Raw genomic sequence first — 25,385 nt, forward strand, 5'->3', positions numbered from 1 at the left:
TTTATTTGCTCCTTTACAAATAGTTAAATATACTCCACAAACTCATTCACAGGCTTTCGGTAGCCGCGCGGCCTTCTGCTTTCTATTTTTTCTTTCCCGATTGTAATCATCATGACGACCTCAAATTGATCATCTATATTCAAAATCTGTTTCACGGCTTCAGCATCAAACCCTATCATCGGACAGGTGTCCCAGCCTTTTTCCTTAGCACTCAGCATAAACATCATCGCAGAAAGTGAAGCATTTCTTATCGCCTCATCTCTCTTAAATGGTTCTCCCCTGTTTTCATAAAACGAAACGGTGTCTTGAACCATGTGATCATACTCTTGTTTATTTAATACCCCCAGCATCTTCAATCCTTCATAGATGTCAGCCGCTTGCTGATATGCCTGCTTATCCCCTAAAACCAAAAGAACAGCTGATGAGCTAAACACTTTATATTGTCCGTTTGCGGCCTGCTTCAGCTTTTCTTTTACATCCGGGTCAAGAACCGTCACATATTTTGTGTGCTGCAAATTAAAAGCTGATGGAGCCAACGCAACCAATTCAAACATTTCGTTGAGTTCATCTCTTGTGATTGGATGTTCTGGAAGAAAGTTGCTTGCAGATCTTCTTTCATTCACTAGCTGTACAAATTCAGCCATTTCCCTCGTACCCCCTTTATCTCGAATTCGAGATATTATAGTATAAAAAACCAAATAACATATGATCAAAAAACGAAACGTTCTCTTCACTGATCCTTTCGTGATTCAAACGATTGGCAGGTTCTTATCCTGCACTCTAATTAAATTATCTTGAATTAAAATATCTTGAATTCGAGATAATAATAAAAGATAAACACTCAAATGTCAACAGTTCTTTTTTTAATTCAGCCCCATTTTGTCTGTGTACTGTTTAGCCCTGCTCCAACTTTTTTTCTGTCACCTTATTTATTAGTAAACAGGAAACAACCTTGCTATAGACCCACTCGAAACTGAATTGGTACGATAAGCAAAGTGATTACACAAGAAAGGATACGGAGAGCGAATCAAAAGCGCCTCTATTTTTTTGTGCAGTTTTATAGGAGGAAAAAATGACAAGTGAAAGAGAACAAATAAGCAAAAAAGTTGCTTTGATTGCATTGATAGCCAATCTGATCTTAATGGCAGGAAAGATCTTTTTTGGACTGATAGGCGATAGTGAAGCAGTTTTTGCCGACGGTATACATTCTGCAGCGGATGTCGTGGCTTCAATTGCTGTCCTGGCCGTCATCGGCATTTCTAATAAGCCGCCCGATCAAGACCATCCTTTCGGGCATGGCAAAGCTGAGGTCATCAGCGAAGCGATTGTAGGAATAATATTAATGCTCGTTTCCGTGTATATTCTGATAGAAGCGATTTCGTCCTTTGTTGAAGGTCCAAGCATCCCGCAATACAGCGCATTGTTTGCGGCTCTGATATCCTACGCGGCTAAGCAGATCTTATATCGTTATTCGATCAAACAAGGGGAAAAATGGAACAGTAAAGCGATTATAGCGATTGCATACGATCATAAAGGCGATATCGTTGCCTCTCTTGCCGCTTTTATCGGCGTCCTATTGGCGATTATCGGGAACACACGCGGATGGTCCTATCTGTTGTACGCCGATGCAATTGCCAGTGTCATCGTGGCGTACCTCATTTTTAAGATTTCAATGGGATTAATCAGGCCGTCTGTTGACGTTCTCATGGAAAAAAGTGTTGATCCCGAACTGATAGAGGAATATAAAGCCGTTATTTTGCACTGCCCTCAAGTCAAACGGCTCGATAAAATCCGAGCAAGAGAACACGGCCACTATAAATTGCTTGATGTCCGGTTATCTTTGGATCATGATTTGACGATTAAGCAGGGACACGATATTGCCCGCGAAATCCGAAATGAAATCCAAAGACACTTTTCAGATGTTGAAGAAGTGCTCATCCACGTGAATCCTTATTTTGAAGAATAAAAAAGCAGCTTGTAGAGAAAACGATGTTTTTTCTGCAAGCTTTTTTGTTTTGTGCTGTTTCTTTACATATTCATTTGATTTCAGGTGCAGAAAAAGCACTCCCACATGCCTAGCTTTGCTTGGCTGGGTATGTGGCAATCTTCAACATCATTTTGAATAAGATCAGCGGATCAAGTGAGGGATGGTCTTTATTTTCACTGCAGTAAGGTTTGACCTTTTCAACGATGAAAGAGAAGTCTATGTATTTATCAATTTTTCGAAGAAGGTGATCCTCTTCGACGAGTTGGTCAAACAGAACGAATTCGGCTCTGTTTTGAGAAAAATTTCTTGTGTGGAACATGAGAAAGAAACCGTTTTTTTCAGTCTTTCTTTTATTTTATGACAAGGGAAAAATAAAGGCTGTCGAGATTTTCTCGACAGCCTGAAGGCCGGATAACGGCCTTTTTCGTTTGATTTCACTGATCAATATGCTTTCTGATAAAATGCAGCAGCGTGTTTCCTTGAGCGGTCAATATGACGCCCTTCGCGCCGCACTTCGGACAGGGCGTCCCTTCTTTCTCCTCGCCGGTTCCTTCACAATGCGGACACGTGAGCTCAAGATCGTCGGTTGCGATCACCATGAATATCCCTCCTTTTTTGATTGTTTGTCCGTCTCCAGTCACTTTCCATGGCCATCACCTCCTTAACAATACAAAAAAACCCCGTCCATCAAAGGACGAGGTTTTCGCGGTGCCACCTTTATTAACGGCTGAAGAGCCATTCGCTCAAAAAGTACAGAAACACACGGTTTCAATACTCCTTTCTTGATAACGGGGAAAGAATCCCGGCACCGCCTACTGTCATTTCAGCGCAGCAATTCAGAAGCCCATTCGGCACCGGACGGGGATCGGTTCACAGCGGCCACCGACTCTCTGAACCCCGCGCGCTGATGCGTACTTACTCTTCCTCAGCATTGTTCATCCGTTCTTTTATTTTAAAATGTATCATACGCTGTCATCCGGCGGAAGTCAATAACCTTTCGGATCGGTCAGGCCGAGCATGTCCCGCGCCATTTGCATATGCTCCTCTTGCCCCGTCTGAAGCGCAAACTTCGCCGTTTCCACAGGGTAAGCGGCCTGCCATTCTGTCACATGCTGATTTTCGTTTACAAAAATATGCGGAGGGTGCAAGCCATGGATCAGCGCGGAAAAATCAGGCCAGTACGAACTGTCATTTATCCACGTTTGTCATCTTTTCCAATGCCAGCTTACCGGCTGCCTCCGCTGACAAATTTTGATCCCTCGCGTAAATCTTTCACCTCCAAAAAGAAGACGTGAATGAATTTTTTCATATTCACTTTAACCGGAGAAAGCGGCACGGTTTCCTTAGCCTGCATTTCTTTCATTCTCTTGCTGACAGCGGGGAAATCAAAGAATTTCGAGGCGTAATATTCAAATTTGGGGTTTGAAAAATCAGTTGTGCCCAATGAAGCGAAATGGTTTAACGAATGAATGACGGCCCTTCTGATCCGCTGTTCCGAGGCTTTGATTTCCCTGTTAACCTCGGCTTGTGCCGCCGCAGGCCCCAGCTTCCGGATGGCGACGTTTGTAAACATCTGCTTTAAAGACGGGATGTTTCTTTCCGCCTGTTCATCCTCAAATAAATAGTGAAGGACGGCCATGAGGTCATGCGCCCCGCTTTCTCCCACGATGCCTAATTCCGATAAAAGAAATTTTCCTGTTTCTTTGATTGATTTCTCGCGCATCCCCCCCGGCCCGCTTTTTTTCGGCTCATTCCGCTGAATAAGACGGCTTAACGAGTGTTGGATGTCGCCGATCGAGGTTTCCAGTTCAATCCGCTCTTTTACTTTTCGCAAAACGGTGACGATCTCGATTTTGTTGATCGGTTTGTGAATGAAATATTCGATGCCGAGAGAATAAGCTTCTCCCACCATTTCCTTTGCCTCCACCTGCGATATCATCACCGCTTTTCCGTTGTACGATCCCTGAAGATGCCGGATCGTCTCAATCCCGTCCCGACCCGGCATCAGCAGATCAATTAATAAAATATCGACTTGTTTAAAATGGAGATAATGCCCTTCAATCTGGCTTCCGTCCTCTGCCTCACCGACGACTTCTCCTAAGTCCTCGTCCTCGATCATCTGTTTTAAAATGGAACGGATCGCCCGGTCATCATCAGCTATAAAAAAACGCATATTATGAGTTCATCCTTTCTGCAATCAAATGCTTCACCGGCAGTTTAATCGTAAATATGACGCCTTTTGGCTTGTTATGAAAGGAAATGTCTCCGTCAAGTTCAGTTACAATTTCCTTCACGTAAGTAAGCCCGATGCCCGTTGAAGGTGTGCCGAATTCATCGTATTTGGACGTAAACCCGGGATCATAAACGACCTCTCCGATTTTTTCCGGAATGCCGGGACCGTCATCTTCCGCCTGAAATTCAGCCTTTTCTCCTTCCGTCCTGCGCAGCGCGAGGCGGATCTCACCCCTGTCTCCCATGGCTTCGACGGCATTAGCGGTCAGGTTATTTAAGATCGACAGGACGGTAAAGACGTGATAATCGGGATGTTCTCCTTCAATCACACTCCGGAATTGAATGTCCTTGCCTAAAGATTCGGCGTATTTTTCATTGATTCGGATGACGATGCCGACCAGAGCGGCGGCATTCATGTAATCCCGGAATCTCTCATTGGAAATCAGCTTCGACAAACCGGCGAATATTCGCTGATTGTCTTTTTTCACTTCATGAATTTCTCCCGCAAGGCGCAGCATTCGGCTCCCGAGCTCCCGGTCGTTCCCGCTCATTTCCCGATATAGCTGATAGGATTCTTTCGTCACATGCTCCGTCGTTTTCAGCGTTTTTTTCAAATGAATCGTTTCTTCATATAAGTTGGACACAATCATCAGCATGTGCTCATGCTGCTTTCTCGTTTGTTTTTCCCTGACCTGAGATTCGTGCAGCTTCATCACGTTGAAAAAACTCAGCACAATAAATGTGTGAGAAACAGCGATAACCGCAATATCCGCCAGCTTGTCCGGCATCATAATCTGCCGGCCGCCGGAAAACTGAACCGTCATTTCAACGACATCGGACGCAATTTCAATGAGAAAACCGAGAAACCCGATCATCAGCGGCCGATCCCAAAAAAGCCTGACCTTCAGCACATAAAACAAGCAGGCATATGTAAAGTAAAAAAAGAAACTGGGATATTGGCTGAAAAAAACCTCCGTAAAGCCGGCATGCTCTCCTCCCCAGCACGCCAGGCCGATCCGGAATGCCACAACGGCTGCACCTGTCAACAGCCCTGACAATACTGCCGGCACATGCCGAAGCAGCAGCAGAAAAAAGAAAAAAGCCGGGGCGCCGAAGCTGATCCGATATACCTCATTCAGGGGGTAAAATTTCAGTTCCCCCGCCAGCGGCACGGTGATCAGCATAAGGGCGAAAAGATAGCCGTCTTTTTTCAGTAAATAGTCGAGCCTGATCATAATCACTTCCTTCTTCTGTCTATTTTGAACAAGACCGATACAGTCCGCAAATTTCTTTAGACCCGAATGACGGGACGCTCCGGCTGATTTATAAATCTATCGGCTTATTTTAAGAATGATTTTGTCGTATTTTGTATGATTCTGTAGATGTCATTATACATTAACATGGAACACGCTATTTTTGAAAACGTTTTCCAAGACCGGTTTCCGCTTCGGACAGGCTTGCAATAGAGGAGGAATGTTATGAAAGATATGGTCAGAGAGCGCCTTGAAAAAGAGGAACTGGCTTCACTTTTACAAGATTGGGTCGAGCATTACCGACCGTTTTCCGTCAATGGAAAAAGCGCAAATTATATACCCGCCCTCGGAGAAATCAACGACTCTCAGCTGGGCATTTGCATATTAGAGCCGGATGGCTCAATGATTCATGCCGGTGAATGGAATGTCCCGTTCACATTGCAGAGCATCTCAAAAGTCATCAGCTTTATTGCCGCCTGCATGAACAGAGGCATTTCTTACGTGCTGGATCGTGTGGACGTGGAACCGACGGGTGATGCGTTTAATTCTATCATCCGGCTTGAAATCCATAAACCCGGGAAGCCCTTCAACCCGATGATCAATGCCGGCGCCATTACCGTCGCCTCGCTGCTTCCGGGTGAAACGGCGCATGATAAATTAGAATATCTCTTTTCCGTTTTTGAAAAATTAATAGGAAAACGCCCACACATTCACGAGGAGGTCTTCCGTTCTGAATGGCAGACCGCGCATCGGAACCGAGCGCTCGCCTACTATTTAAAAGAAACGAACTTTCTCGAGGCGGATGTGGAAGAAACGCTTGAAGTGTATTTAAAGCAGTGCGCCATGGAGGGTACAACCGAGGACATCGCTTTAATCGGATTGATACTTGCGCATGACGGATACCATCCGATCCGACGGGAACAGGTCATTCCGAAAGATGTCGCGAAACTCGCCAAAGCCCTGATGCTGACGTGCGGAATGTACAATGCGTCAGGCAAATATGCGGCTTTCGTCGGCGTCCCGGCCAAAAGCGGGGTATCCGGCGGCATTATGGCATTGGTTCCCCCAAGCGCCAGAAGAGAACAGCCTTTTCATAACGGCTGCGGCATCGGCATTTACGGTCCGGCCATTGATGAATACGGCAACAGCCTGACCGGCGGCATGCTGCTGAAACATATCGCACAGGAGTGGGAGCTCAGTATTTTTTAATCAAACGAACCAAGAGGTGATTGGATGCAGGAATTCCTTGAAAATGTAATCGGCTCGGCAAATGATTTTTTATGGTCAAAACTGTTAATCGTACTGCTTCTTTCTCTGGGACTGTTTTTTACGTTCAGATCAAAGGGTCTGCAAGTCCGCATGCTGAAGGAAATGATCCGGGTTTTGAAGGAAGGCGCGGCCGCCCGGACAAAAAACAGCATTTCCCCGTTTCAGGCATTTTGCATCAGTATGGCGGCGCGTGTCGGAACCGGGAATATTACCGGAATCGCCATTGCGATCTCACTCGGCGGTCCGGGCGCTATTTTCTGGATGTGGATTATCGCAGTCATCGGTTCGGCTTCAAGCTTTGTTGAAAGCACGCTGGCCCAAATTTATAAAGTAAAAGATCAAAACGGATTCCGCGGGGGCCCGGCCTATTACATGGAAAAGGGCCTGAAGAAACGCTGGATGGGCGCGCTGTTCGCCGTATTAATCACACTGTCATTCGGGGTTGTTTTTAATTCCGTTCAATCCAATACGATCAGCGTCGCCTTTCAAAACGCATTCGGCACCAGCCGGCTTACATTGGGCATTATTTTAATCGTGGTTTTCGGCGGCGTGATTTTCGGCGGCGTCAAACGAATTGCGAAAATGGCGGAATACATCGTAGTCGTCTTGGCCGTTTTATATATCGGTGTCGCTTTCTTTGTCATTCTGACGAACATCACCCAATTGCCCGGCGTTCTGTCGCTAATCGTAAAAAATGCGTTCGGCATTGATCAGGCAGGGGGCGGCGCTTTAGGTGCGGCCTTGATGCAAGGTGTAAGACGCGGGATTTTCTCAAATGAAGCGGGTATGGGAAGCGCTCCGAACGCGGCGGCGACAGCTACAACGAGCCACCCGGTGAAACAGGGGCTCATTCAGGCATTCGGCGTCCTGACGGATACGCTCGTCATTTGTACAAGCACGGCGCTTATCATTTTATTTTCAGACGCGTATCACCAGCCGGGACTGAGCGGCATCGCGCTTTCTCAGGCCGCCTTGAGCGATCATGTCGGCGCATGGGCGTCAGGTTTCCTTGCCGTCTTAATGCTTTTGTTCGGCTTCAGCGCTCTGATGGGCAACTATTATTACGGAGAAACCAATATCGGATTTTTAAGCCAGAACAAAAAATGGCTGTTCATTTACCGCATCTGCGTGCTCGGAATGGTACTGTTCGGCTGTATTTCCAAAGTCCAGCTTGTGTGGGATATGGCTGACTTGTTCATGGGCTTAATGGTGGTCGTGAACTTAATCGCGATTTTCCTTCTGTCGAAAAAAGCGTTTGCCGCTTTGAGCGATTATGCCCGGCAAAAGAAAGCCGGAAAGGACCCCGTCTTTTACAGAGATGTGCTCCCTGATGATGACGGGATCGACTGCTGGGAGTATTCAGACATCGCGAAAAGTGCGAAAGGCAAACACATTTCCTAAACAAAAGGTGTTCGGGCAGCGTCCTGAACACCTTTTTTCTGCCGGTTCATTGACAAAGAGAATAGCATCCATTACCCTTTTTATATATTTTCAGTAAAGTCAGAAAGGAAGGCCTATGAATCCCATTACACAAATATTAAATGAATACCCGGTTATGATCATAGACGGCGCGATGGCAACCGAGCTTGAGCGGATGGGCTGTGATTTACATGACGATCTGTGGTCGGCCAAAATTCTTTTGGAGAGGCCAGAACTGATCAAACAGGTGCATGCAGAATATTTTGCCGCCGGCGCTGATTGCGCGATCACCGCCAGTTATCAATCGACAATCGAAGGATTTGCAGCGCGCGGCATCCCGGAAACCGATGCGATACGTCTCATTCAGACATCTGTTGAACTTGCCGCACAAGCACGCGATGAATTTTGGGCGCATGAAGAAAACCGTTTACACCGGCCCAAACCTTTGGTCGCCGCTTCTATCGGACCTTACGGCGCGAGCCTCGCTGACGGCTCAGAATATCGCGGGCATTACGGACTGACGGAGGATGAGCTGATCAGCTTTCACCGCCCCCGGATGAAAGCCCTTATAGAATCCGGCGCCGATCTTTTGGCCTGTGAGACCATTCCGTGTCTGTCAGAAGCAAAAGCGATCACAAGGCTGCTGGAGGAATTCCCCGGCACTTATGCATGGATGAGCTTCAGCGCCAAAGACGGACGGCATATCAGCGAAGGCACGCCTATTTCCGAATGTGCGGCCCTGCTTGACTCCTGCAGCCAAATCGCAGCGATCGGCATCAACTGCACACCGATTGAACATATTCCGCCGCTGATAGAAGAAATCAAACGGGCAACGTCCAAACCGATTATCGCCTATCCGAACTCCGGCGAACAATATGACCCGGTGACAAAAACCTGGAAAGGCGCAGCGTGCGAAAACCATTTCGGAAAAAGCGCGCAAGGCTGGTACGAAAACGGCGTGAGCATGATCGGAGGCTGCTGCCGGACGAAACCTGCGGACATTCAGGCCATTGCCGATTGGGCCAAGACCTTAAAAACAACTTGACTAATCGGAATAGTTTGTATATTCTATTCAAAAAGCCGGTTCGCCGGAATCTCGTGCCGTTCGCCGGCATGAGATTTTTTATTAGAACGGCCTTCGCAGAAAGTTGGAAAACAATGAACAACAAGAACGAGACGAATTTTCAGAGAAGTATGAAAAGCAGACACCTCTTTATGCTATCACTCGGAGGTGTGATCGGAACGGGGCTGTTTTTAAGCTCTGGGTATACCATTCATCAGGCGGGTCCGGCGGGCACCATTTTCGCTTACCTTTTGGGCGCGGGCATCGTCTATCTTGTCATGCTTTGCCTCGGTGAACTGTCAGTGGCCATGCCGGTGACGGGCGCATTCCACACCTATGCGAAAACCTATATCGGGCCCGCGACAGGCTTTACGGTTGCATGGCTGTACTGGCTGACGTGGGCGGTGGCGCTGGGCTCTGAATTCACGGCGGCCGGGCTTTTCATGCAGCGTTGGTTCCCGCATACTTCGGTTTGGATGTGGAGTGCGGTATTCGCTCTTTTCATCTTTTTATTAAACGCCTTCTCCGTGAAATTTTTTGCTGAATCGGAGTTTTGGTTCTCAAGCATTAAAGTCTTAGCCATCTTACTGTTTATTTTATTGGGCGGAGCGGCGATGTTCGGCATCGTCCCGATGAAAAGCGGTGAGGCCGCACCTATGCTGTCGAACTTTACGGATGGCGGCAGCCTTTTTCCAAATGGCTTTTTCCCGATACTGATGACGATGCTTTCAGTAAACTTCGCTTTTTCAGGGACGGAATTGATCGGAATCGCCGCAGGGGAAAGCGCCGATCCGGAAAAAACCGTTCCGCGCGCCATTAAGACTACAGTCTGGCGGCTGGCGCTTTTCTTTATCGGAACGATTTTTGTGCTGTCAGGGATGATCTCCATCAAGGAAGCCGGTGTGATTGAAAGCCCGTTCGTCACGGTATTTGACAGAGTCGGCGTGCCTTATGCGGCCGATCTGATGAATTTCGTCATTTTAACGGCGCTTCTGTCTGCGGCCAATTCAGGGCTGTACGCGTCATCACGCATGCTGTGGTCCCTGTCTAAAGAAGGGGAGCTTCATCCCGCCTTTGCCAGGCTGACCTCTAAAGGCATTCCTTTTAACGCTCTGATCTTCAGTATGATCGGCGGCATTCTGTCGTTGTTGTCAAGCGTATTTGCAGCGGATACAGTCTATCTTGTTCTCGTCTCCGTCTCAGGATTTGCGGTAGTGGCTGTGTGGATGAGCATCGCCGCATCGCAATTTTTGTTCCGAAGACGGTTTCTTACAGAAGGGCACCAGCTTTCAGACTTGAAATACAGGACGCCGGGATATCCGGCCGTACCGATAGCGGCCTTTCTCCTGTGCCTCGCCTCCTGTATCGGCATCGCTTTTGATCCGAACCAGGCCATCGCCCTTTATTGCGGAATTGCATTTATGGCCGTTTGCTACACCGCTTATTACTTGAAAAACCGGAAAAGCAGAGCCCGCGTGCAAGCCGTAAAATCCCAATAACCAAAAAAAGAACCCTGCAGTGCAAGGGTTCTTTTTTCATTTATACTTCAACCACCCATCTGAACGAATCCCGCACCTTCCCGACTTGGATGCCGGCAATCGTTTCATAGAGCCTTTCTGACACTTCACCGATCAAACCGTTATTCAGTTCAATCGTTTCTCCGTGAATGTGCAGCGCGCCAACCGGCGAGATGACGGCCGCGGTTCCCGTACCGAATACCTCTGACACCTCGCCTCTCATCGCAGCCTCATAGATGTCATCAATGGCGACCTGTTCTTCCCTGACGCGGATGCCCCAGCTTTTTAACAGCTCTATCACAGATGCGCGTGTGATGCCCCCGAGAATGCTTCCGTTTAACGCCGGCGTTACGGCCTCTCCGTTTATGATGAAAAAGATATTCATACTCCCTACCTCTTCGGCATATTTCTTTTCCACCCCGTCGAGCCAAAGCACCTGATCATACCCCAGTTCTTCGGCTTTCCGCTGAGCCTGTAAGCTGGCCGCATAATTTCCGGACGTTTTGACGTCGCCCACTCCGCCGGTGACGGCACGCACATACTCATCCTCCACATAAATACGGATCGGTTTCAGCTGATCGCCGTAATACGAACCGACAGGCGTCAGAACAACCATGAACTTGTAACGCTTTGACGGCCGGACGCCTAAAGAAGGCTCAGTCGCAATTACAAACGGACGGATATATAAAGAGGTTCCTTTTTCTATCGGTATCCATTCCTGCTCCAGCTCCACCAATTGTATCAATGCCTCCAGCGCCAGCTTCTCGTCAAGAGGCGGCATGCTCATCCGCAGTAACGATTTATTCAGCCGTTTTATATTTTGGTCAGGACGGAACATCAATACCCGGCCGTCTTCTGACCTGTAAGCCTTCAGCCCTTCAAATACGGCCTGCCCGTAATGGAAAACCGATGCGGAAGGATCCAGATGGACCGGTTCATAAGGGGTGATTCTCGGATCATGCCAGCCTCTCTCCTCTTCGTAATCCATGACAAACATGTAATCTGTGAAGTACTTGCCAAACCCCAATGAAGCGGAGTCCGGTTTTTCTTTTCTTGCTGTGACCTTGCGTCTTTCAATCAGTTGATTCAACAAAAGCACACCTTTCTTATAATTGTTCAAATTTTCAGTCTTTTGTAAGCTGCCTGTTTTCTCTGCCTGAATCGTGTATGCACAGATATATGAGGATGCAGTTGACCGTATCATATCAAATATACCACTTATAAGAGGATAATTATCAAAATTTTTGATATTTTCAAGCGAAAATCTAACTTTATTTTATTCTGCTTGATTTTTTTCAATGAGGACTTTCTGTCATATTAAATGATTGCGCTTACATAATGTAAAGCAATCCTTTCTTTCGCACAGTCAATAATGTGACAAATTTATGGCGAATAGGAAGGTGGTTGCCGCCTGCTTCACGAATTACGTATGAAATGCGCAAGTAAAAGGGGGATTCGCTTGAAAAAATTTATCGCATTCCAGATTTTGATCGCTTTAGCCATCGGAGCATTGATCGGCCACTTCTTCCCGGATTTCGGGATGGCGCTGCGGCCCGTCGGAGACGGATTTATCCGCCTGATTAAAATGATTGTCGTGCCGATCGTGTTTTCGACCATTGTTATCGGAGCCGCCGGCAGCGGCAGTATGAAAAAGATGGGCAGTCTCGGCATCAAAACGATTATTTGGTTTGAAGTGATTACGACGCTTGTTCTGGCGCTCGGTCTGTTATTGGCGAACGTGCTGAAGCCGGGAGTCGGACTTAACCTCTCTCATCTTGCTAAAAAAGATATTCACGAGCTTTCCGGCTATACGGAAAAAGTAGTCGACCTGAAACAAATGCTTCTTGATATTATCCCCGTTAACATCATTGACGTCATGGCGAAAAACGATCTTCTCGCCGTCATTTTTTTCGCGATTTTATTCGGTGTTGCCGCAGCCGGCATCGGCAAAGCCTCCGCACCTGTCATGAGTTTCTTCGAATCCACGGCAAATATTATGTTCAAGCTGACGCAAATGGTAATGGTCACCGCTCCGATCGGCGTTCTCGCCCTGATGGCCGCCTCTGTCGGGCAATTCGGAATCGCGCTTTTGCTTCCGATGCTGAAGCTGATCGGCACTGTGTTCCTCGGGCTGTTCCTGATACTCTTCGTTCTGTTTCCGATCGTGGGGCTTATCTTTAAAATCAAATACTTTGAAGTGCTGAAAATGATTTGGGATCTGTTTTTGATCGCTTTCTCCACGACAAGCACAGAAACCATTCTGCCTCAGCTGATGGATCGGATGGAGAAATACGGCTGTCCGAAGCGGGTCGTCTCCTTTGTGGTTCCGTCAGGTTTATCGCTGAACTGTGACGGCTCAAGCCTCTATTTATCGGTGTCCTGTATTTTTCTGGCGCAGGCGTTTCATGTGGAGATGCCGCTTTCTCAGCAGCTTCTGATGATGCTTGTGCTCGTCATGACAAGCAAAGGCATTGCCGCCGTCCCGTCAGGCTCACTCGTCGTGCTTCTGGCGACAGCGAATGCCGTCGGTCTCCCCGCGGAAGGCGTCGCCATCATTGCCGGTGTCGACCGCGTCATGGACATGGCGAGAACCGGCGTTAACGTGCCCGGCCATGCGGTCGCCTGCATTGTCGTGTCCAAGTGGGAAAAAGCATTCAAATATAAAGGACCCGTCACGGCAGACCAGACCGCCCGGACAGAAAGTATGTAAACACAAAAAAGACCACCTTATTGGTGGTCTTTTCTATTAATCAATCGCCGCATGATCCTCTTTTTCAATCAAAGCAAGGCGTTCATTGATTTCTTCCTGGGTCATTTCGTGCTCTTTCACATACATGTTGCGTTCGTTCGTACGGCATTCGTGACTGCAGCTGCGCATGTATTTGTATTCATTCTCAGGTGTGCAGATCATTTTTTTATTACATGCCGGATTTGCGCAGTTCACATAACGCTCGCACGGCTCGCCCGTGAAATAATCTTTTCCGATGATAACGTGCTCTACACGGTTGACCGGTACGCTGATTCTTTCGTCAAACACGTAGCACTGTCCGTCCCACAGTTGCCCTTTCACTTCAGGATCTTTACCGTAAGTGACGATACCGCCGTCAAGCTGGGACACGTCTTCAAAGCCCTTCTTCAGCAGCCAGCCGGAAAATTTTTCACAGCGTACGCCGCCTGTGCAGTACGTGAGGATTTTTTTGCCTTCAAGCATGTCTTTATGCTCTTCAATCCAGTCCGGCAGCTCACGGAACGCCTCAATATCAGGTCTGACCGCTCCGCGGAAATGACCGAGGTCATACTCATAGTCGTTTCTGGCGTCGATCACGATCGTGTCAGGATCCTGCATTTGCTCATAAAAGTCTTTCGGTTTCAAATGCTTGCCCGTCGTGACATTCGGATCAACATCATCTTCGAGACGAAGCGTCACCAATTCTTTTTTATGGCGCACAAACATTTTGCGGAATGCATGTCCGTCAGCCTCGTCAATTTTGATCGGCATGTCGGCAAAGCGCGGATCAGCTTTCAGCGCATTCATGTATTGTTCCGTCTGTTCAACCGTTCCGGACACCGTACCGTTAATGCCTTCCTCAGAAATCAAAATACGGCCTAACAGACCGAGCTCCTTACAAAACTTCAAATGCTCAGCCGTGAACTCCTCAGGCTCATCAATCTTTACATATTTATAATAAAGTAAAACTCTATATTGTTTTTCCATGATTTATACACCCTGTTCAATTATATTAATGATTGCACACTCTACTATATCATACAGGAAAACGGGCGAAAGATGAACATTTCCGTCCGTACTCTTTCTTCCAGTCACGCTTCGCCTTTTAAAACCTGCTGAAAATAAAACCGATACGTGTTGCGCAAAAAGGTCTCAAGCGAAAGGCCGGCCGCGGTCTGATACTTGCCGATAATAAACGGAAAACGGTCACGGCCTTTTGCCCGCAAAAGATAGGCGCTGTCTTCAGCCAGTTCTGAGATGAGCGCCTCAACGACAGGCCGGCATGCGTCCCGCACGGCTTCAAGAATTTGCTGATCCCCTGTATGCTGGTACTGCTCTATCAGCTTTGCCAAATCCTTTCCTTCCATAATATTCACTTCCTTACACCATATAAAAAAGAGGAGCAGCTTTTATAAAGCGGACGCCTCCTCCTGTGACTCCGCATAACCGATGATCTGGCCGACCTGTAATTCACGGCCTTCAGTCAGGTTATCCGAAGGGGTAAACATATCTTTCTCGAATACTAAAATAACGGTCGATCCAAATGAAAAATAGCCCAGCTCTTCCCCCGTCTCAAGCCTGTTTCCGGTGTTTGTCTGAACGATCGAGTTAATATTCATCGCACCTACCGGAATCATGAGCATCTGCTGGTCAGCACGGGTCAGCTCGTACACATAACGGTAATTTTTTGAGAGCACATCTTTCCCGTACTTTAACCCCATCGTATTAACGGGATAGGAGCGTTTCCCCAGCTCGGCCAGCTTCTGATACGTGCAGCTGACGGGAGAATGGAAGCGGTGGTAATGTCTCGGGCTCAGGTAAAGCACGGCAAAACACCCGCCGTTATACTTGTGATCGGCGCTTTTAAACCCCGTCAGTTCGGCGAACGAATAATCCTTCCCTTTTACCATGAAAGTTTGATTGGGTTTAATCATGCCAACCGTCTGAACGACACCGTCCACCGGGCTGACGATGGCGTTCTTCTCTTTTGCCACGGGGCGGAGATTCAAATTAATATCACGAATGAAAAATGACGCCAGTGAATCAAAGTCAGAAGCCGTGCGCTCCGTTTCATTCCAGTTGATGCGATAGTGTTTGGAAAACAGCGGAATCATCGGCTTGCTCAGTTTCGATTCACAGAAGTTTTTAATGAGATAAGACGTCAATCGATTATTAGTCAGTTCAATCAATGAACGGTAAAGAACTTTAGCGGCAGTATTAAACATTGATTACTCCTATGAATTTTCCTATAGTAATAAAAATAAAACACCATAAAAACGCTCCGATGGCGGCGAAGCATAAGTAGGTTTTGAATTCCATTCTGCCGATTCCGGAAAAGTAGCAGGTCACGTGTCTGATGCCGGGGATGAAATAACCTAAAATAATGGTGTACGGCCCGTACTTCTTCATCCACCTGTCTACTTTCTCCATCCTCTTTTCCTTCAGGCCGACCCATTTCCCGAACTTATTAATAAACGGCCGGCCGGCTTTTCTGCCGATGAAGTAGCTGATAATCATCCCCAGGAGCGCTCCGATAAAGCTGATCAGAATGGAGAGCCCGTAATTCAGCACGTTTAAATGAGCGAAGTAGCCTACAAGCGTCATCATGACTTCATCCGGAATAGGCAATCCGATAATACCGAGTGTCAGCATAAGAAAAATCGCGATATATCCGTAATCGGATATTAATTGCTGAACTAATTCCATCTTCTGCTCTCCAGGTTTTCAGGCGCCTGTTTTTTAAAGTGCGGAAATTTAATGTTGCTGACCATTAAATAACCGAGCGCGATCGTTCCCGCCCCCAGAAGAAAAGCGTTATTGATAAAGCTCAAAATGACAAGACACATACCCGCAAACGGAATCGGCATCCCGATAAACGTCGGCAGCTTGCTTTGTTCAATATTAAATCTGGAAAGACGGATCATCCCGCAGATACTGTAGGAAAGCGCGATTAAAATTCCGATGAACGGAATCGTATATAGTGAAACACTGTAAGCGAGCATGGACGGCGCAACGCCGAACGTCACGAGATCAGCAAAAGAGTCAAGCTCCCTTCCCATCTCCGATACCGCGTTCAGCTTACGGGCGGCCAAACCATCAAAGAAATCAAGAAACATCCCGGTGAAAATAAAAATCACCGCAGAGTGTATATTATGATACAAAAGGGAATGAATCGATAAGAGCCCGCAAATAAAATTTCCAATTGTAATCATACTAGGTATATAATTCACAGTTTACACAAACCTCCAATTAAAACCATATCAAATCGGACTGCGTATGCATAAAGGCTCCATTTTACGGAAACATAAAATGAAATTCTTTCAATGCTATCATTCAAATTCTTTTATTATACAGCATTTGGTGTTATTTGAACAATCTAATCTGGTGATTTTTGTTTTTTCGCCGTTCATATTAAGGTAAGCAATCATGGATTCCTCTATTCCGGATTACCCTGCTTAAATATTCCATGCCGCGATCCGGATTGTCCGTTCTTGATGAATGAAAAGCCGTATGATGTATTGTTATTTCCTTCTCCGTGAAATGAGAACATTACATATAACGATTGCGGACATAAAAAGTTTCATGAATTAAAAAGCCGGCACAAAACGGCCTCATACATTATCTCACAACCCCGTTTTCCAGTATATAGTCTGCCAAACAAAAAAGGCGCCTTACCATTACGGTAAAAACGCCTTTTAAGATCATTTTATGTAATTGATAAATGACTGAGTGCTTCGGCCGCTCTTTCTCTGGCCTCTTCAACGGTCTCAGCTGCAGAAAGCGCAACCGCCATACGGCGTCCAACTTTCGTGACGGGTTTACCGAATACGCGGACCTGAGTGCTTTTTACCCCCAAAGCCTTCTCCAAACCTTCAACCGCGTAATCAGCAAGCTCTTTTGGCGCCTTCAGCGGACGGCTTGCCCCCGGCGACAGCTGAGTGATTTCCGGAATCGGGAATCCCAATACCGCGCGGACATGCAGCGCAAACTCTGACAAATTTTGCGTTACAAGCGTAACGAGCCCCGTATCATGCGGACGGGGGGACACCTCGCTGAAATATACTTTATCTTCAGTAAGGAAAAGCTCCACCCCGAACAAACCGTATCCGCCGAGCTCGTCCGTTATGCTTTTCGCAATGTGTTTCGCCTCTTTGATCTGCTGTTCCGTCATATGATGAGGCTGCCATGATTCAATATAGTCACCGTCTTTTTGTTCATGTCCGATCGGCGCGCAAAAGGACGTACCGTTCGCCGCGCGCACTGTCAGAAGAGTGATTTCTGATTCAAACGGAATGAATTCCTCAACGATGACCCGGCCGTTTTTCACCCGGCCGCCTTCCATCGCCATGTCCCAGCAGCTTTTCAGCCCGGAAGCCGAGCGGCACACGCTTTGCCCTTTTCCGGAAGAGCTCATCAGCGGTTTTACCACGCACGGAAAGCCGATTGTTTCCGCCGCTTCTTTAAATTCTTCATATGTATTCGCGAATTCATAGCCGGCAGTCGGAAGATGAAGCGTCTCTGCCGCAAGCCGTCTGATGCCTTCACGGTCCATCGTCAGCTTTGCCGCACGCGCATTCGGAATGACGTGAAAACCTTCTTCCTCAAGCTTCAGCAGCTCATCCGTCGCAATGGCTTCCACTTCCGGCACGATCAAGTCCGGTTTTTCTTTCTCAATGACTTCTCTGACCTGCGCTTTATCAAGCATATCAATCACATAGCTTTTGTGCGCGGCCTGCATGGCGGGAGCATGCTCATAGCTGTCAACGGCTACAGTGACAACCCCGAGCCGCTGCGCTTCAATGACGACTTCTTTCCCCAGCTCGCCTGATCCTAATAACAACATCTTCTTCGCCTGATACATGTCCTTTGGCCCCTCCCTTTCTATACCCCACTCATTATAACGGAAATATTCAAAAAATAAAGACAAGATAGATGACAAGCTCTATCCTGTCTTTTGCGCTGATTCGAGCGATTCAATCGCAGCTGACACGTCCTTCTCGCGATATTGCCCCATTAAGCATAACGATTCTTCCGCCCGGCAGGCGTGAGAAGCAATGCGGCGCTTGGCTTCCTCATGGTTGTCAAGGATGCCGAGATCACAGAGACTGACGGGGAAACCGAGCCGGCGGTAAAACGGAAGCAGCTCTTCAATCTCAGGTCTCCGATTCTCAAGCGCGAGCTGCACCAATATGCCGTAAGCAACCTTCTGGCCATGCAGCACCTGATGTGTCTCCTGAAGAAAACTGAGTCCGTTGTGGACCGCATGCGCCCCTGCCATCCTGCACAAACGGCCGCCATACCCGCCGACCGTTCCCGCAAGCATAATGATCGTTTCCGCCGTATGGATGAACGGCACGGACAGCTCGCCTTTCTCCATGCTTCCGACGGCCGCTTCACTGTAACGCAATAACAGATTACGGATATATTCCGCCTGTCTCAGCCCCGCCTGCGCCATCAGCGGCGCCGCCTCCTCCGTATTTCTGATGACCGCCTCGGCCTCATACCATTTCGCCAGCGTATCACCGATCCCGCTTTTCATATATTCAATGGGAGAGGAAAGCAAAAACAGCGGATCAACAAGCGTCAAATAGCTTGAACGCTTATGATAATCAACTCTGATAAAATTGCCGCTCTCATCATATATGACACTCAACGGCGTACTTGCCGCACACGTCCCCGCAATGGAAGGAACCATCACAGCTTCAATATCAAGCCGGTCTGCCGCCGCTTTTGCCAAATCCAATATCGTGCCGCCTCCGATACCGATGATCACATCCGCGTCTTCCGCCTGCTCACAGACCTTACGCACCGCCTCAGGTGAACAGTATCCTTTATGCTGAATCACATCCCAGGAAGAACCGCCGCTGTAATCGGAGAACGCCTGATAGGATTTGATTCCGGTCACAATAACGGGTTTTCTGAATGTCTCCAGCAGCCCCGGAAGTTCTTTTGCGATTCCTTCCTTGCATATGTACTGATTCGGGCCGCTTCGGACGATATCTTCAGGCTTCATTCGAATCTCTCCTTTGGCTGGAATTTATATATATTTTCCCACTTGTCAGAAAATACATCAACCGGAGGTGCTTAGCGCTTCGTTTCTTCCGCCTCCAAAAACAGCTCATCAAGCCGCTCCAAAGCCTCTGCCTTTTCAAAACTGCTGAACCACAGATCATCATAAGAATCAAGGATGCGGTAATGGTGGGAAATCAAATGCTGCTGCAAGCGGAACTCGCCTTTTTTCTCGATGGCTTTCCACCACACCTTGCCGCCCATCGTCTTCCCCTTCGGCCTGTCAATTGTGCGGTGAGCAACCGTTTCAATGACCTCCAGCGGATCATCTCCTAATACGGATTGCAGTGTTTCACTTGATCTGAAAAGCGCGCAAACCGCCACAACATGCGGCCATTCCGCAAGCGCCCGCCCTTTCTCAATCTGCACCAGCGACTTTTTAGAAAGACCGATCACATCCGCCATTTTCTCCTGTGTGTAGCCTCTCTCCGACCGGATTTTCTTCAGCTGGACTGAGACAAGCTCAGTCATATAATCTTGATCCATCTCAACCTCCATATTTATCAATATAGCCATTTTACACCGCGGCACGCCTTTTTTATATCAGAACATTTTCAAACGAATCAAAAGAACCCTGGATTGGCTTATCATTGAAGCAATGTACCTTTCCGCATAATCCAGAATGATGCGGTGAAATACAAACGCACGCCCGAAGAGACAGGTGCTGGCTCCCTGGCGGTTGAGCTCCGGACAAAATAAAAAGCTGCCGCAGCTGCAGCAGCTAAAACTTTATAGACCGGAAGATCAGCATTATGAAGCGAATACAATCCATCTTGCACTATAATTGACACGTTTTTTCGAACCCTGATTGACCAATTTAAATCTGTATGAATCTCCTTTTTTCAACGAAGGTGTTTCAAAATAAGTCGTTCCATTTTTCTTTGCATTGGCGGTTTTGATTGTTTTCCAGGCACCTTTGCCGTTGACTTGCTTTTGGACGTATATTTTATACGTGCCCTTCCCTTTACTGTTGGATTTAAAAGTCACGGCTCTCAAGGTGTACTTTTTTGTCGTTTTAGTGAATTTAGGGTGATATGTATTGATCACATAGTTAGTGAAATACCCGCTTTTATAAGTATGAAGCCAGTCTTTAGCCTCTGCTTTTTGCGGAGAAGAAAAACCCATAAAACCAATTCCGCTGATTAAAAGAGTAAAAATAATGATGAGCGACTTAAAAATCTTTTTGCTTTTCATCGAGAAAATCCTTCCTTCCTGTAACTATTTACCCTATTTATGTTAATGACAATATAGCCAATCATAAATCCGTCCAACTAACCATTTTGACCGCAGGAGGAGATGTGAACAGCCCTTAAAATGACTATATGACTACTACTTATGATTCTTGTCATTTTTGATTAAGTGATAAAGTTACTTTAAACCGCTATTCATTTTGTTGTTTTTGTATCAATTGTCATAGCGAGGTCTTTTCCTATCAATGCCTCTCTTTCGGCGTTTGTTCTGCTGCCGTGATGGGGCTCTCCTTGGATAAACCCCTGCACCCATGACAAACTGTCATACGTTTGCCACCTATGAATGAACGCACAATACACATAATGGAGGGATTGCAATGGACGAAATGGTCCTGGAAACACAACAATGGCTGAATGAGACGTACAAAGGCAGACACGGGTACAACAAAGTGCCGGAAAACGGAAAAACGGGCTGGGATACCATTTACGGTCTGACACGGGCGCTTCAAATTGAGCTTGGTATTTCAGAACCTGCCGATAACTTCGGACCGACGACACAAAGATTGTTTAAGCCGTTGAAAAAGCAGGCTCCCGATTCTAAGCCGACAAACATGAATTACATTCTGCAGGGGGCGCTGTGGTGTAAAGGTTTTAACCCCGGCGGATTTTCAGGCGTTTTCTATGAAAATACCGAAAGGGCTGTAAAAGAGTTTCAAAAAGCGGCCGGGCTCACTAAGCAAGACGGCATCGTCACGGCACTCATTATGAAAGCCTTGCTGGATATGAGCGCTTTTCGATTAGTAGCGGGAGGCGACAAAAGAATCCGCCAAATCCAGCAGAACCTGAACCGGGATTACAATGACTACATCGGCTTGATGCCTTGTGACGGCTTATACGCCCGCGATACAAACAAGGCTCTCATTTATGCCCTGCAAAAAGAAGAAGGCATGAGCACAAGCGTCGCCAATGGATTTTTCGGAAACGGCACGACCGACTTATGCCCTACCTTGACTCCCGGCGATTCACGGACAGGCTTTGTTTTGATTGTCCAATACGCGCTTTACTGTAATGGGGAAGCGTTTGATCCCGGTGAATTCGACGGAAAATACGGCGTCGGAGTTGTATCGGCAGTGAAAGCTTTCCAAAAGTTTATGTGCCTGCCGCAGACCGGTTATGCGGACATGCCGACGATTAAAGCTTTATTATCAAGCTCAGGCGACACAACGCGGGCTGCTTCAGCTTGTGACACCGCTGCCATTTTGACGGCAGATACGGCTAAAACTTTGCGTGAGAATGGCTATAAGATCGTGGGAAGATATCTGACCGGGAATGTGCGGACAAGCAGCGGACTGACATCGAAAGCGTTAACGTCAAAAGAACTTTCCACGATTTTCAATGCCGGCTTAAGCGTGTTTCCGATTTATCAGGACGGCGGCTATGAATCTTCTTATTTTGTAAAAGACCAAGGAACGAGAGATGCGTACAGCGCTGCATCAGCCGCCCGAAGATTAGGTTTTCCGTCAGGAACGACCATTTACTTTGCGGTCGATTTCGATGCGTATGATTATGAAGTCACGGATAAAATCATTCCTTACTTCCAAGAAATCAAGTCAGCTTTTATGAAAATGCAGGCGTTCTCAACTGCGCCGAAATATGAAATCGGGGTATACGGACCGAGAAACATTTGTATCCGGACGTCAGAAGCAGGTCTGACCAAATATAGCTTTACGGCTAACATGTCGACCGGATTCAGCGGCAACCTCGGATACCCGATGCCGAAAAACTGGGCTTTTGATCAATTTTATGAAGGAACGATCGGAAGCGGAGCGGGAAAAGTCGCCATTGACAAAGACGGATACTCCGGGAAAGACTCGGGTGCAAGCAGCGTCCATCCGCCTTCTGATCCTGTGTATGATGCAAGACTGCGCACACTGACGGATATTTTAACAACCATTCCTGCTTTAGAAAATATATCGAATCTTGCGAATGCCATGTTTGAATTCGACAAGACAGAAACCATTTATGCATCACCTGAAATGGATATTCTTTTATCTACTTCACTTTTGGCAACAGTGCCAAGCGAAGGTTCTCCCAACACAGTTACCATTACAAATGGCAAACCGGGAGCTTATATTACCGGTCTGATGGGGGATTCACAAGTCTCTTTTACAGCATCACAAATTGATTCCTATCAAAACCTGCTTAACAGTCTGAGCTTGTCAGTCCGCAACGGTTATTTAGAAGTGTATGTCAATCCGGCTGCGGGATCGCTGAATATTCAATTTAAAATTTATACACCTGATATTCCGGTCGGTGACAGTGCTACAACTGGACTAACAACTACCATTACATTTAAAATAAAACAAAAGAGCTTCAGGTTGCCGGATTCCGAAGAAGTGTACTCTCCGGATTGGGATTCTGTCGTGAATACCATGGCTATTGCAGGCGCAGGAATTATTGTTATTGTAGGGATCGGTGCTTTAGTCGTTTTAGCACCTGAATTAGGGGGAGCTGCAGCCTTGTTCAGCACGGTTTTATCACTATTTCTATAATTGAGCAGGCAGCTCCTTGCTCCAGGAATGCTCAATGAGTATTCTTGGAGTTATTTCTAAAGGAGGATTCGCATGAAGATTGATATGCAGACATACAAGGAAACCGTTCAAAAAATAGAAACCGATTTGATTCCGCGAAGTCAAAATGACAAAGAACTGCTTACATACTTAATGAAACAAGATTCGCTCACACTGAATCAAATGAAAATGTGTTTCACTGAACCGCCCCTCACCTTCCAACATACTGTCAAAATCGTATGTACAGTCACATTCATCACGTTATATATCTTTTTTTTCAGCACTCATTTTAATGATTTAATTGAAATGGCTCTGCAGATGGTTTTCGGCCTGGCCGGCCTTGTTTGGGTTATTGCTGTATTTCCGTTTTCAAGAAAAATCCAAGTGTCTGACCGTTTCAGACAAAAATCTGAAAACACCCGTATCACCGGAATGATAGACTTTGTCCTCGAACAACGATACAAAGACATGATCAGTTAAAAACCCCTCTGCTTAAGGGGTTTTTTTATTATGAAATCCCGTCACCCCCCTTATCAAAAAAGGCTCTTCCCCTTTGGAAATAACCGGAACACCCAATTTCGTTTTCAATATAATGAGGTAGTGGATCTGCAAAGAAAGAAGGGCGACATGATGGGTATCATTAATGGAAAAATGTTCATTGACCGATTAAATCAGCTTGGAAATGAGATTTGGCTTGATGGTGAAAAGATCGAGGGACAGATTTCTGAACATCCCGCATTTAAGGGCCTTCTGGAAACGAAGCGCTCTCTTTATGATTTGCAAACGAAACCGGACATGAAAGATCAAATGACTTACAGTCTTCCCGGTAAAAAAGAACGGGCCGGGCTTTCATACCTGCAGCCGAAAACGAAAGAAGACGTAAAAAGAAGAAGAAACATGTTCGAACATTGGGCCAGACACACGCACGGAATGATGGGACGAAGCCCGGATTATATGAATACCGTGCTGATGAGCTTCGCCTCCTCTGCCGCGCTTTTGAAAGACCGCGATCATTGTTTTCCGGAACATGTTCAAGCGCTGTACGAACGCGCTGCTGCACAGGATCTTTCTTTTACGCACACGTTTATCACCCCTCAGGTGAATCGTTCACAAATGGGTGTAAACGTATCGCCGACACCTATCTCGGCAAAAGTCGTCGATAAAAATGAAAAAGGCCTCATCATACACGGCGCCCGGATTTTAGCCACACAAGGCGGCCTGACGGATGAAGTGCTCGTGGTTTCTCTGCCTAAAATGTATTTTGAATCGGATGAAGCGTTCGCTTTTTCAATCCCTTCCAATACAAAGGGAGTAAAATTCATCTGCAGGGAATCTTTCGTACTCGGAAAATCATCGTTTGATTATCCGCTCAGCTCAAGATATGAAGAAATGGATTCTATCGTTGTATTTGATCACGTTTTGGTCCCTTGGGAACGCGTATTTTTTTATAATAATTACGAGGCGGCTTTTGATTTTAATATGAAAAGCTCTTTTAACGCCTTCGCATTTCATCAAGTCATCACGAGACAAATTGTAAAGACGGAGTTTCTCCTGGGCCTCGCCCAAACGCTTGTCGAAGCGATAGATGTGGGCGAATATCAGCATATTCAGGCTAAGATGGCTGAAATCATCACCGGTCTGGAAACGATGAAAGCCCTTTTGGAAAAGTCGGAGAATGATGCGGAAACAGATGAATGGGGTTATATGCGTCCGAGTGTCACTCCGCTTCGTGTGGTCAGCGCGATTTTTCCCGACATCTACCCGCGCTTCACGGAAATCATTCAGCTGATCGGGGCAAGCGGAATGGTGACTTTGCCGACTGAAAAAGCGTTCCGTTCTGACATCAGAGGAGACCTTGACCAATATTTGCAGGCGGCCGAATTGAACGCTGAGGACCGGGTAAAAGTGTTCCGCCTCGCATGGGATTTGACCATGAGCCCCTTCGGAACAAGACAGACACAATATGAGCGGTACTTCTTCGGTGACCCCGTCCGCTTAACCAGCCATCTGTACAGAAGCTATCCGAAAGAAGAACAGACCGCGGTCATCAAGGAATTCCTGCACATTCATAAATAAAACAAAGCAGAG

General features: G+C 46.9%; 23 protein-coding genes, 2 pseudogenes and 1 other annotated feature. Of the genes and pseudogenes, 9 read left to right on the forward strand and 16 right to left on the reverse strand.

Annotated elements, in window-relative coordinates; genetic code table 11:
• Window positions 1-23: 23 nt before the first annotated feature.
• A complete protein-coding gene (locus NQS30_RS12615) occupies window positions 24-644 on the reverse strand; it encodes a nitroreductase family protein (protein ID WP_011996264.1) in 621 nt (206 codons plus the stop codon).
• 428 nt (window positions 645-1,072) lie between these two features.
• On the opposite strand from NQS30_RS12615, the gene NQS30_RS12620 reads away from it, so the two are divergent.
• The gene (locus NQS30_RS12620; RefSeq protein ID WP_025284174.1) at window positions 1,073-1,966 is read left to right on the forward strand and encodes a cation diffusion facilitator family transporter; all 894 of its coding nucleotides are present in this window, start codon (window positions 1,073-1,075) and stop codon (window positions 1,964-1,966) included.
• A gap of 145 nt (window positions 1,967-2,111) precedes the next feature.
• Here the strand turns inward: NQS30_RS12620 and NQS30_RS12625 are convergent.
• The 5 genes and pseudogenes from NQS30_RS12625 to glnK all read right to left on the reverse strand — a co-directional run.
• Window positions 2,112-2,306: pseudogene (locus NQS30_RS12625) on the reverse strand (transposase); the annotation flags it as partial.
• A 115-nt stretch (window positions 2,307-2,421) separates the two neighbouring features.
• A complete protein-coding gene (locus NQS30_RS12630) occupies window positions 2,422-2,586 on the reverse strand; it encodes a tryptophan RNA-binding attenuator protein inhibitory protein (protein ID WP_007409016.1) in 165 nt (54 codons plus the stop codon).
• 88 nt (window positions 2,587-2,674) lie between these two features.
• Window positions 2,675-2,925: a binding site (T-box leader), on the reverse strand.
• A gap of 48 nt (window positions 2,926-2,973) precedes the next feature.
• Window positions 2,974-3,192: pseudogene (locus NQS30_RS12635) on the reverse strand (hypothetical protein); the annotation flags it as partial.
• Between the two features lie 20 nt (window positions 3,193-3,212).
• Window positions 3,213-4,160, reverse strand: a complete 948-nt coding sequence (gene glnL, locus NQS30_RS12640) for a glutamine utilization two-component system response regulator GlnL (RefSeq protein WP_218791466.1) — start codon at window positions 4,158-4,160, stop codon at window positions 3,213-3,215.
• Between the two features lies 1 nt (window position 4,161).
• On the reverse strand, window positions 4,162-5,454 hold the full coding sequence (gene glnK / locus NQS30_RS12645) for a two-component system sensor histidine kinase GlnK (protein ID WP_160223407.1): 1,293 nt from the start codon (window positions 5,452-5,454) through the stop codon (window positions 4,162-4,164).
• Window positions 5,455-5,697: 243 nt separating this feature from the next.
• On the opposite strand from glnK, the gene NQS30_RS12650 reads away from it, so the two are divergent.
• The 4 genes from NQS30_RS12650 to NQS30_RS12665 all read left to right on the forward strand — a co-directional run bounded on the left by NQS30_RS12650 (window position 5,698) and on the right by NQS30_RS12665 (window position 10,722).
• Window positions 5,698-6,681, forward strand: coding sequence for a glutaminase (locus NQS30_RS12650; RefSeq protein WP_007409011.1), 984 nt, complete (start codon window positions 5,698-5,700; stop codon window positions 6,679-6,681).
• A gap of 24 nt (window positions 6,682-6,705) precedes the next feature.
• Complete coding sequence (locus NQS30_RS12655) at window positions 6,706-8,142, forward strand: alanine/glycine:cation symporter family protein (RefSeq protein ID WP_218791465.1); 1,437 nt, start codon at window positions 6,706-6,708, stop codon at window positions 8,140-8,142.
• Window positions 8,143-8,257: 115 nt separating this feature from the next.
• Window positions 8,258-9,205: a homocysteine S-methyltransferase gene (gene mmuM, locus NQS30_RS12660; protein ID WP_218791464.1), complete on the forward strand. Its 948-nt coding sequence runs from the start codon at window positions 8,258-8,260 to the stop codon at window positions 9,203-9,205.
• A 113-nt stretch (window positions 9,206-9,318) separates the two neighbouring features.
• Complete coding sequence (locus NQS30_RS12665) at window positions 9,319-10,722, forward strand: amino acid permease (RefSeq protein ID WP_161620106.1); 1,404 nt, start codon at window positions 9,319-9,321, stop codon at window positions 10,720-10,722.
• Between the two features lie 40 nt (window positions 10,723-10,762).
• Here NQS30_RS12665 and NQS30_RS12670 read toward each other — a convergent pair whose 3' ends face one another.
• Window positions 10,763-11,830 (reverse strand): branched-chain amino acid aminotransferase, encoded by a 1,068-nt coding sequence (locus NQS30_RS12670; protein ID WP_218791463.1) that lies wholly within the window; start codon window positions 11,828-11,830, stop codon window positions 10,763-10,765.
• 369 nt (window positions 11,831-12,199) lie between these two features.
• Here NQS30_RS12670 and gltP point away from each other — a divergent pair, with 369 nt between their 5' ends.
• Complete coding sequence (gltP, locus tag NQS30_RS12675) at window positions 12,200-13,450, forward strand: glutamate-aspartate/proton symporter GltP (RefSeq protein ID WP_007409006.1); 1,251 nt, start codon at window positions 12,200-12,202, stop codon at window positions 13,448-13,450.
• A gap of 36 nt (window positions 13,451-13,486) precedes the next feature.
• Here gltP and trhO read toward each other — a convergent pair whose 3' ends face one another.
• The 9 genes from trhO to NQS30_RS12720 all read right to left on the reverse strand — a co-directional run bounded on the left by trhO (window position 13,487) and on the right by NQS30_RS12720 (window position 20,731).
• Window positions 13,487-14,455, reverse strand: coding sequence for an oxygen-dependent tRNA uridine(34) hydroxylase TrhO (gene trhO, locus NQS30_RS12680; protein WP_052827005.1), 969 nt, complete (start codon window positions 14,453-14,455; stop codon window positions 13,487-13,489).
• Between the two features lie 104 nt (window positions 14,456-14,559).
• A complete protein-coding gene (locus NQS30_RS12685) occupies window positions 14,560-14,835 on the reverse strand; it encodes a hypothetical protein (RefSeq protein ID WP_160222813.1) in 276 nt (91 codons plus the stop codon).
• 42 nt (window positions 14,836-14,877) lie between these two features.
• Window positions 14,878-15,693 carry a phosphatidylserine decarboxylase gene (locus tag NQS30_RS12690; RefSeq protein ID WP_007409003.1) on the reverse strand — a complete coding sequence of 272 codons (816 nt, stop codon included), beginning with the start codon at window positions 15,691-15,693 and terminating at the stop codon, window positions 14,878-14,880.
• On the reverse strand, window positions 15,686-16,174 hold the full coding sequence (locus NQS30_RS12695) for a DedA family protein (RefSeq protein WP_003156711.1): 489 nt from the start codon (window positions 16,172-16,174) through the stop codon (window positions 15,686-15,688). Before NQS30_RS12695 ends, NQS30_RS12690 begins: the two co-directional genes overlap by 8 nt.
• On the reverse strand, window positions 16,165-16,698 hold the full coding sequence (pssA, locus tag NQS30_RS12700; RefSeq protein WP_007409002.1) for a CDP-diacylglycerol--serine O-phosphatidyltransferase: 534 nt from the start codon (window positions 16,696-16,698) through the stop codon (window positions 16,165-16,167). The genes NQS30_RS12695 and pssA overlap by 10 nt, the downstream gene beginning before the upstream one ends.
• 476 nt (window positions 16,699-17,174) lie before the next feature.
• Entirely contained in the window at window positions 17,175-18,329 is a 1,155-nt protein-coding gene (purT, locus tag NQS30_RS12705) for a phosphoribosylglycinamide formyltransferase 2 (RefSeq protein WP_032870218.1), read from the reverse strand.
• Between the two features lie 81 nt (window positions 18,330-18,410).
• Window positions 18,411-19,481, reverse strand: a complete 1,071-nt coding sequence (locus NQS30_RS12710) for an iron-containing alcohol dehydrogenase family protein (protein WP_061581726.1) — start codon at window positions 19,479-19,481, stop codon at window positions 18,411-18,413.
• A gap of 71 nt (window positions 19,482-19,552) precedes the next feature.
• A complete protein-coding gene (locus NQS30_RS12715) occupies window positions 19,553-20,023 on the reverse strand; it encodes a helix-turn-helix transcriptional regulator (RefSeq protein WP_025284166.1) in 471 nt (156 codons plus the stop codon).
• Window positions 20,024-20,287: 264 nt separating this feature from the next.
• Window positions 20,288-20,731: a hypothetical protein gene (locus tag NQS30_RS12720; RefSeq protein ID WP_025284165.1), complete on the reverse strand. Its 444-nt coding sequence runs from the start codon at window positions 20,729-20,731 to the stop codon at window positions 20,288-20,290.
• A gap of 373 nt (window positions 20,732-21,104) precedes the next feature.
• Here NQS30_RS12720 and NQS30_RS12725 point away from each other — a divergent pair, with 373 nt between their 5' ends.
• The 3 genes from NQS30_RS12725 to hpaB all read left to right on the forward strand — a co-directional run bounded on the left by NQS30_RS12725 (window position 21,105) and on the right by hpaB (window position 25,373).
• Complete coding sequence (locus tag NQS30_RS12725; RefSeq protein ID WP_163113921.1) at window positions 21,105-23,279, forward strand: glycoside hydrolase domain-containing protein; 2,175 nt, start codon at window positions 21,105-21,107, stop codon at window positions 23,277-23,279.
• A 72-nt stretch (window positions 23,280-23,351) separates the two neighbouring features.
• Entirely contained in the window at window positions 23,352-23,777 is a 426-nt protein-coding gene (locus tag NQS30_RS12730; protein WP_072588752.1) for a hypothetical protein, read from the forward strand.
• Window positions 23,778-23,927: 150 nt separating this feature from the next.
• Entirely contained in the window at window positions 23,928-25,373 is a 1,446-nt protein-coding gene (gene hpaB / locus NQS30_RS12735) for a 4-hydroxyphenylacetate 3-monooxygenase, oxygenase component (protein WP_025284162.1), read from the forward strand.
• Window positions 25,374-25,385: the final 12 nt, after the last annotated feature.

The sequence above is a fragment of the Bacillus sp. B1(2022) genome (assembly GCF_040259625.1).
Classification (GTDB): Bacteria; Bacillota; Bacilli; order Bacillales; family Bacillaceae; genus Bacillus; species Bacillus velezensis.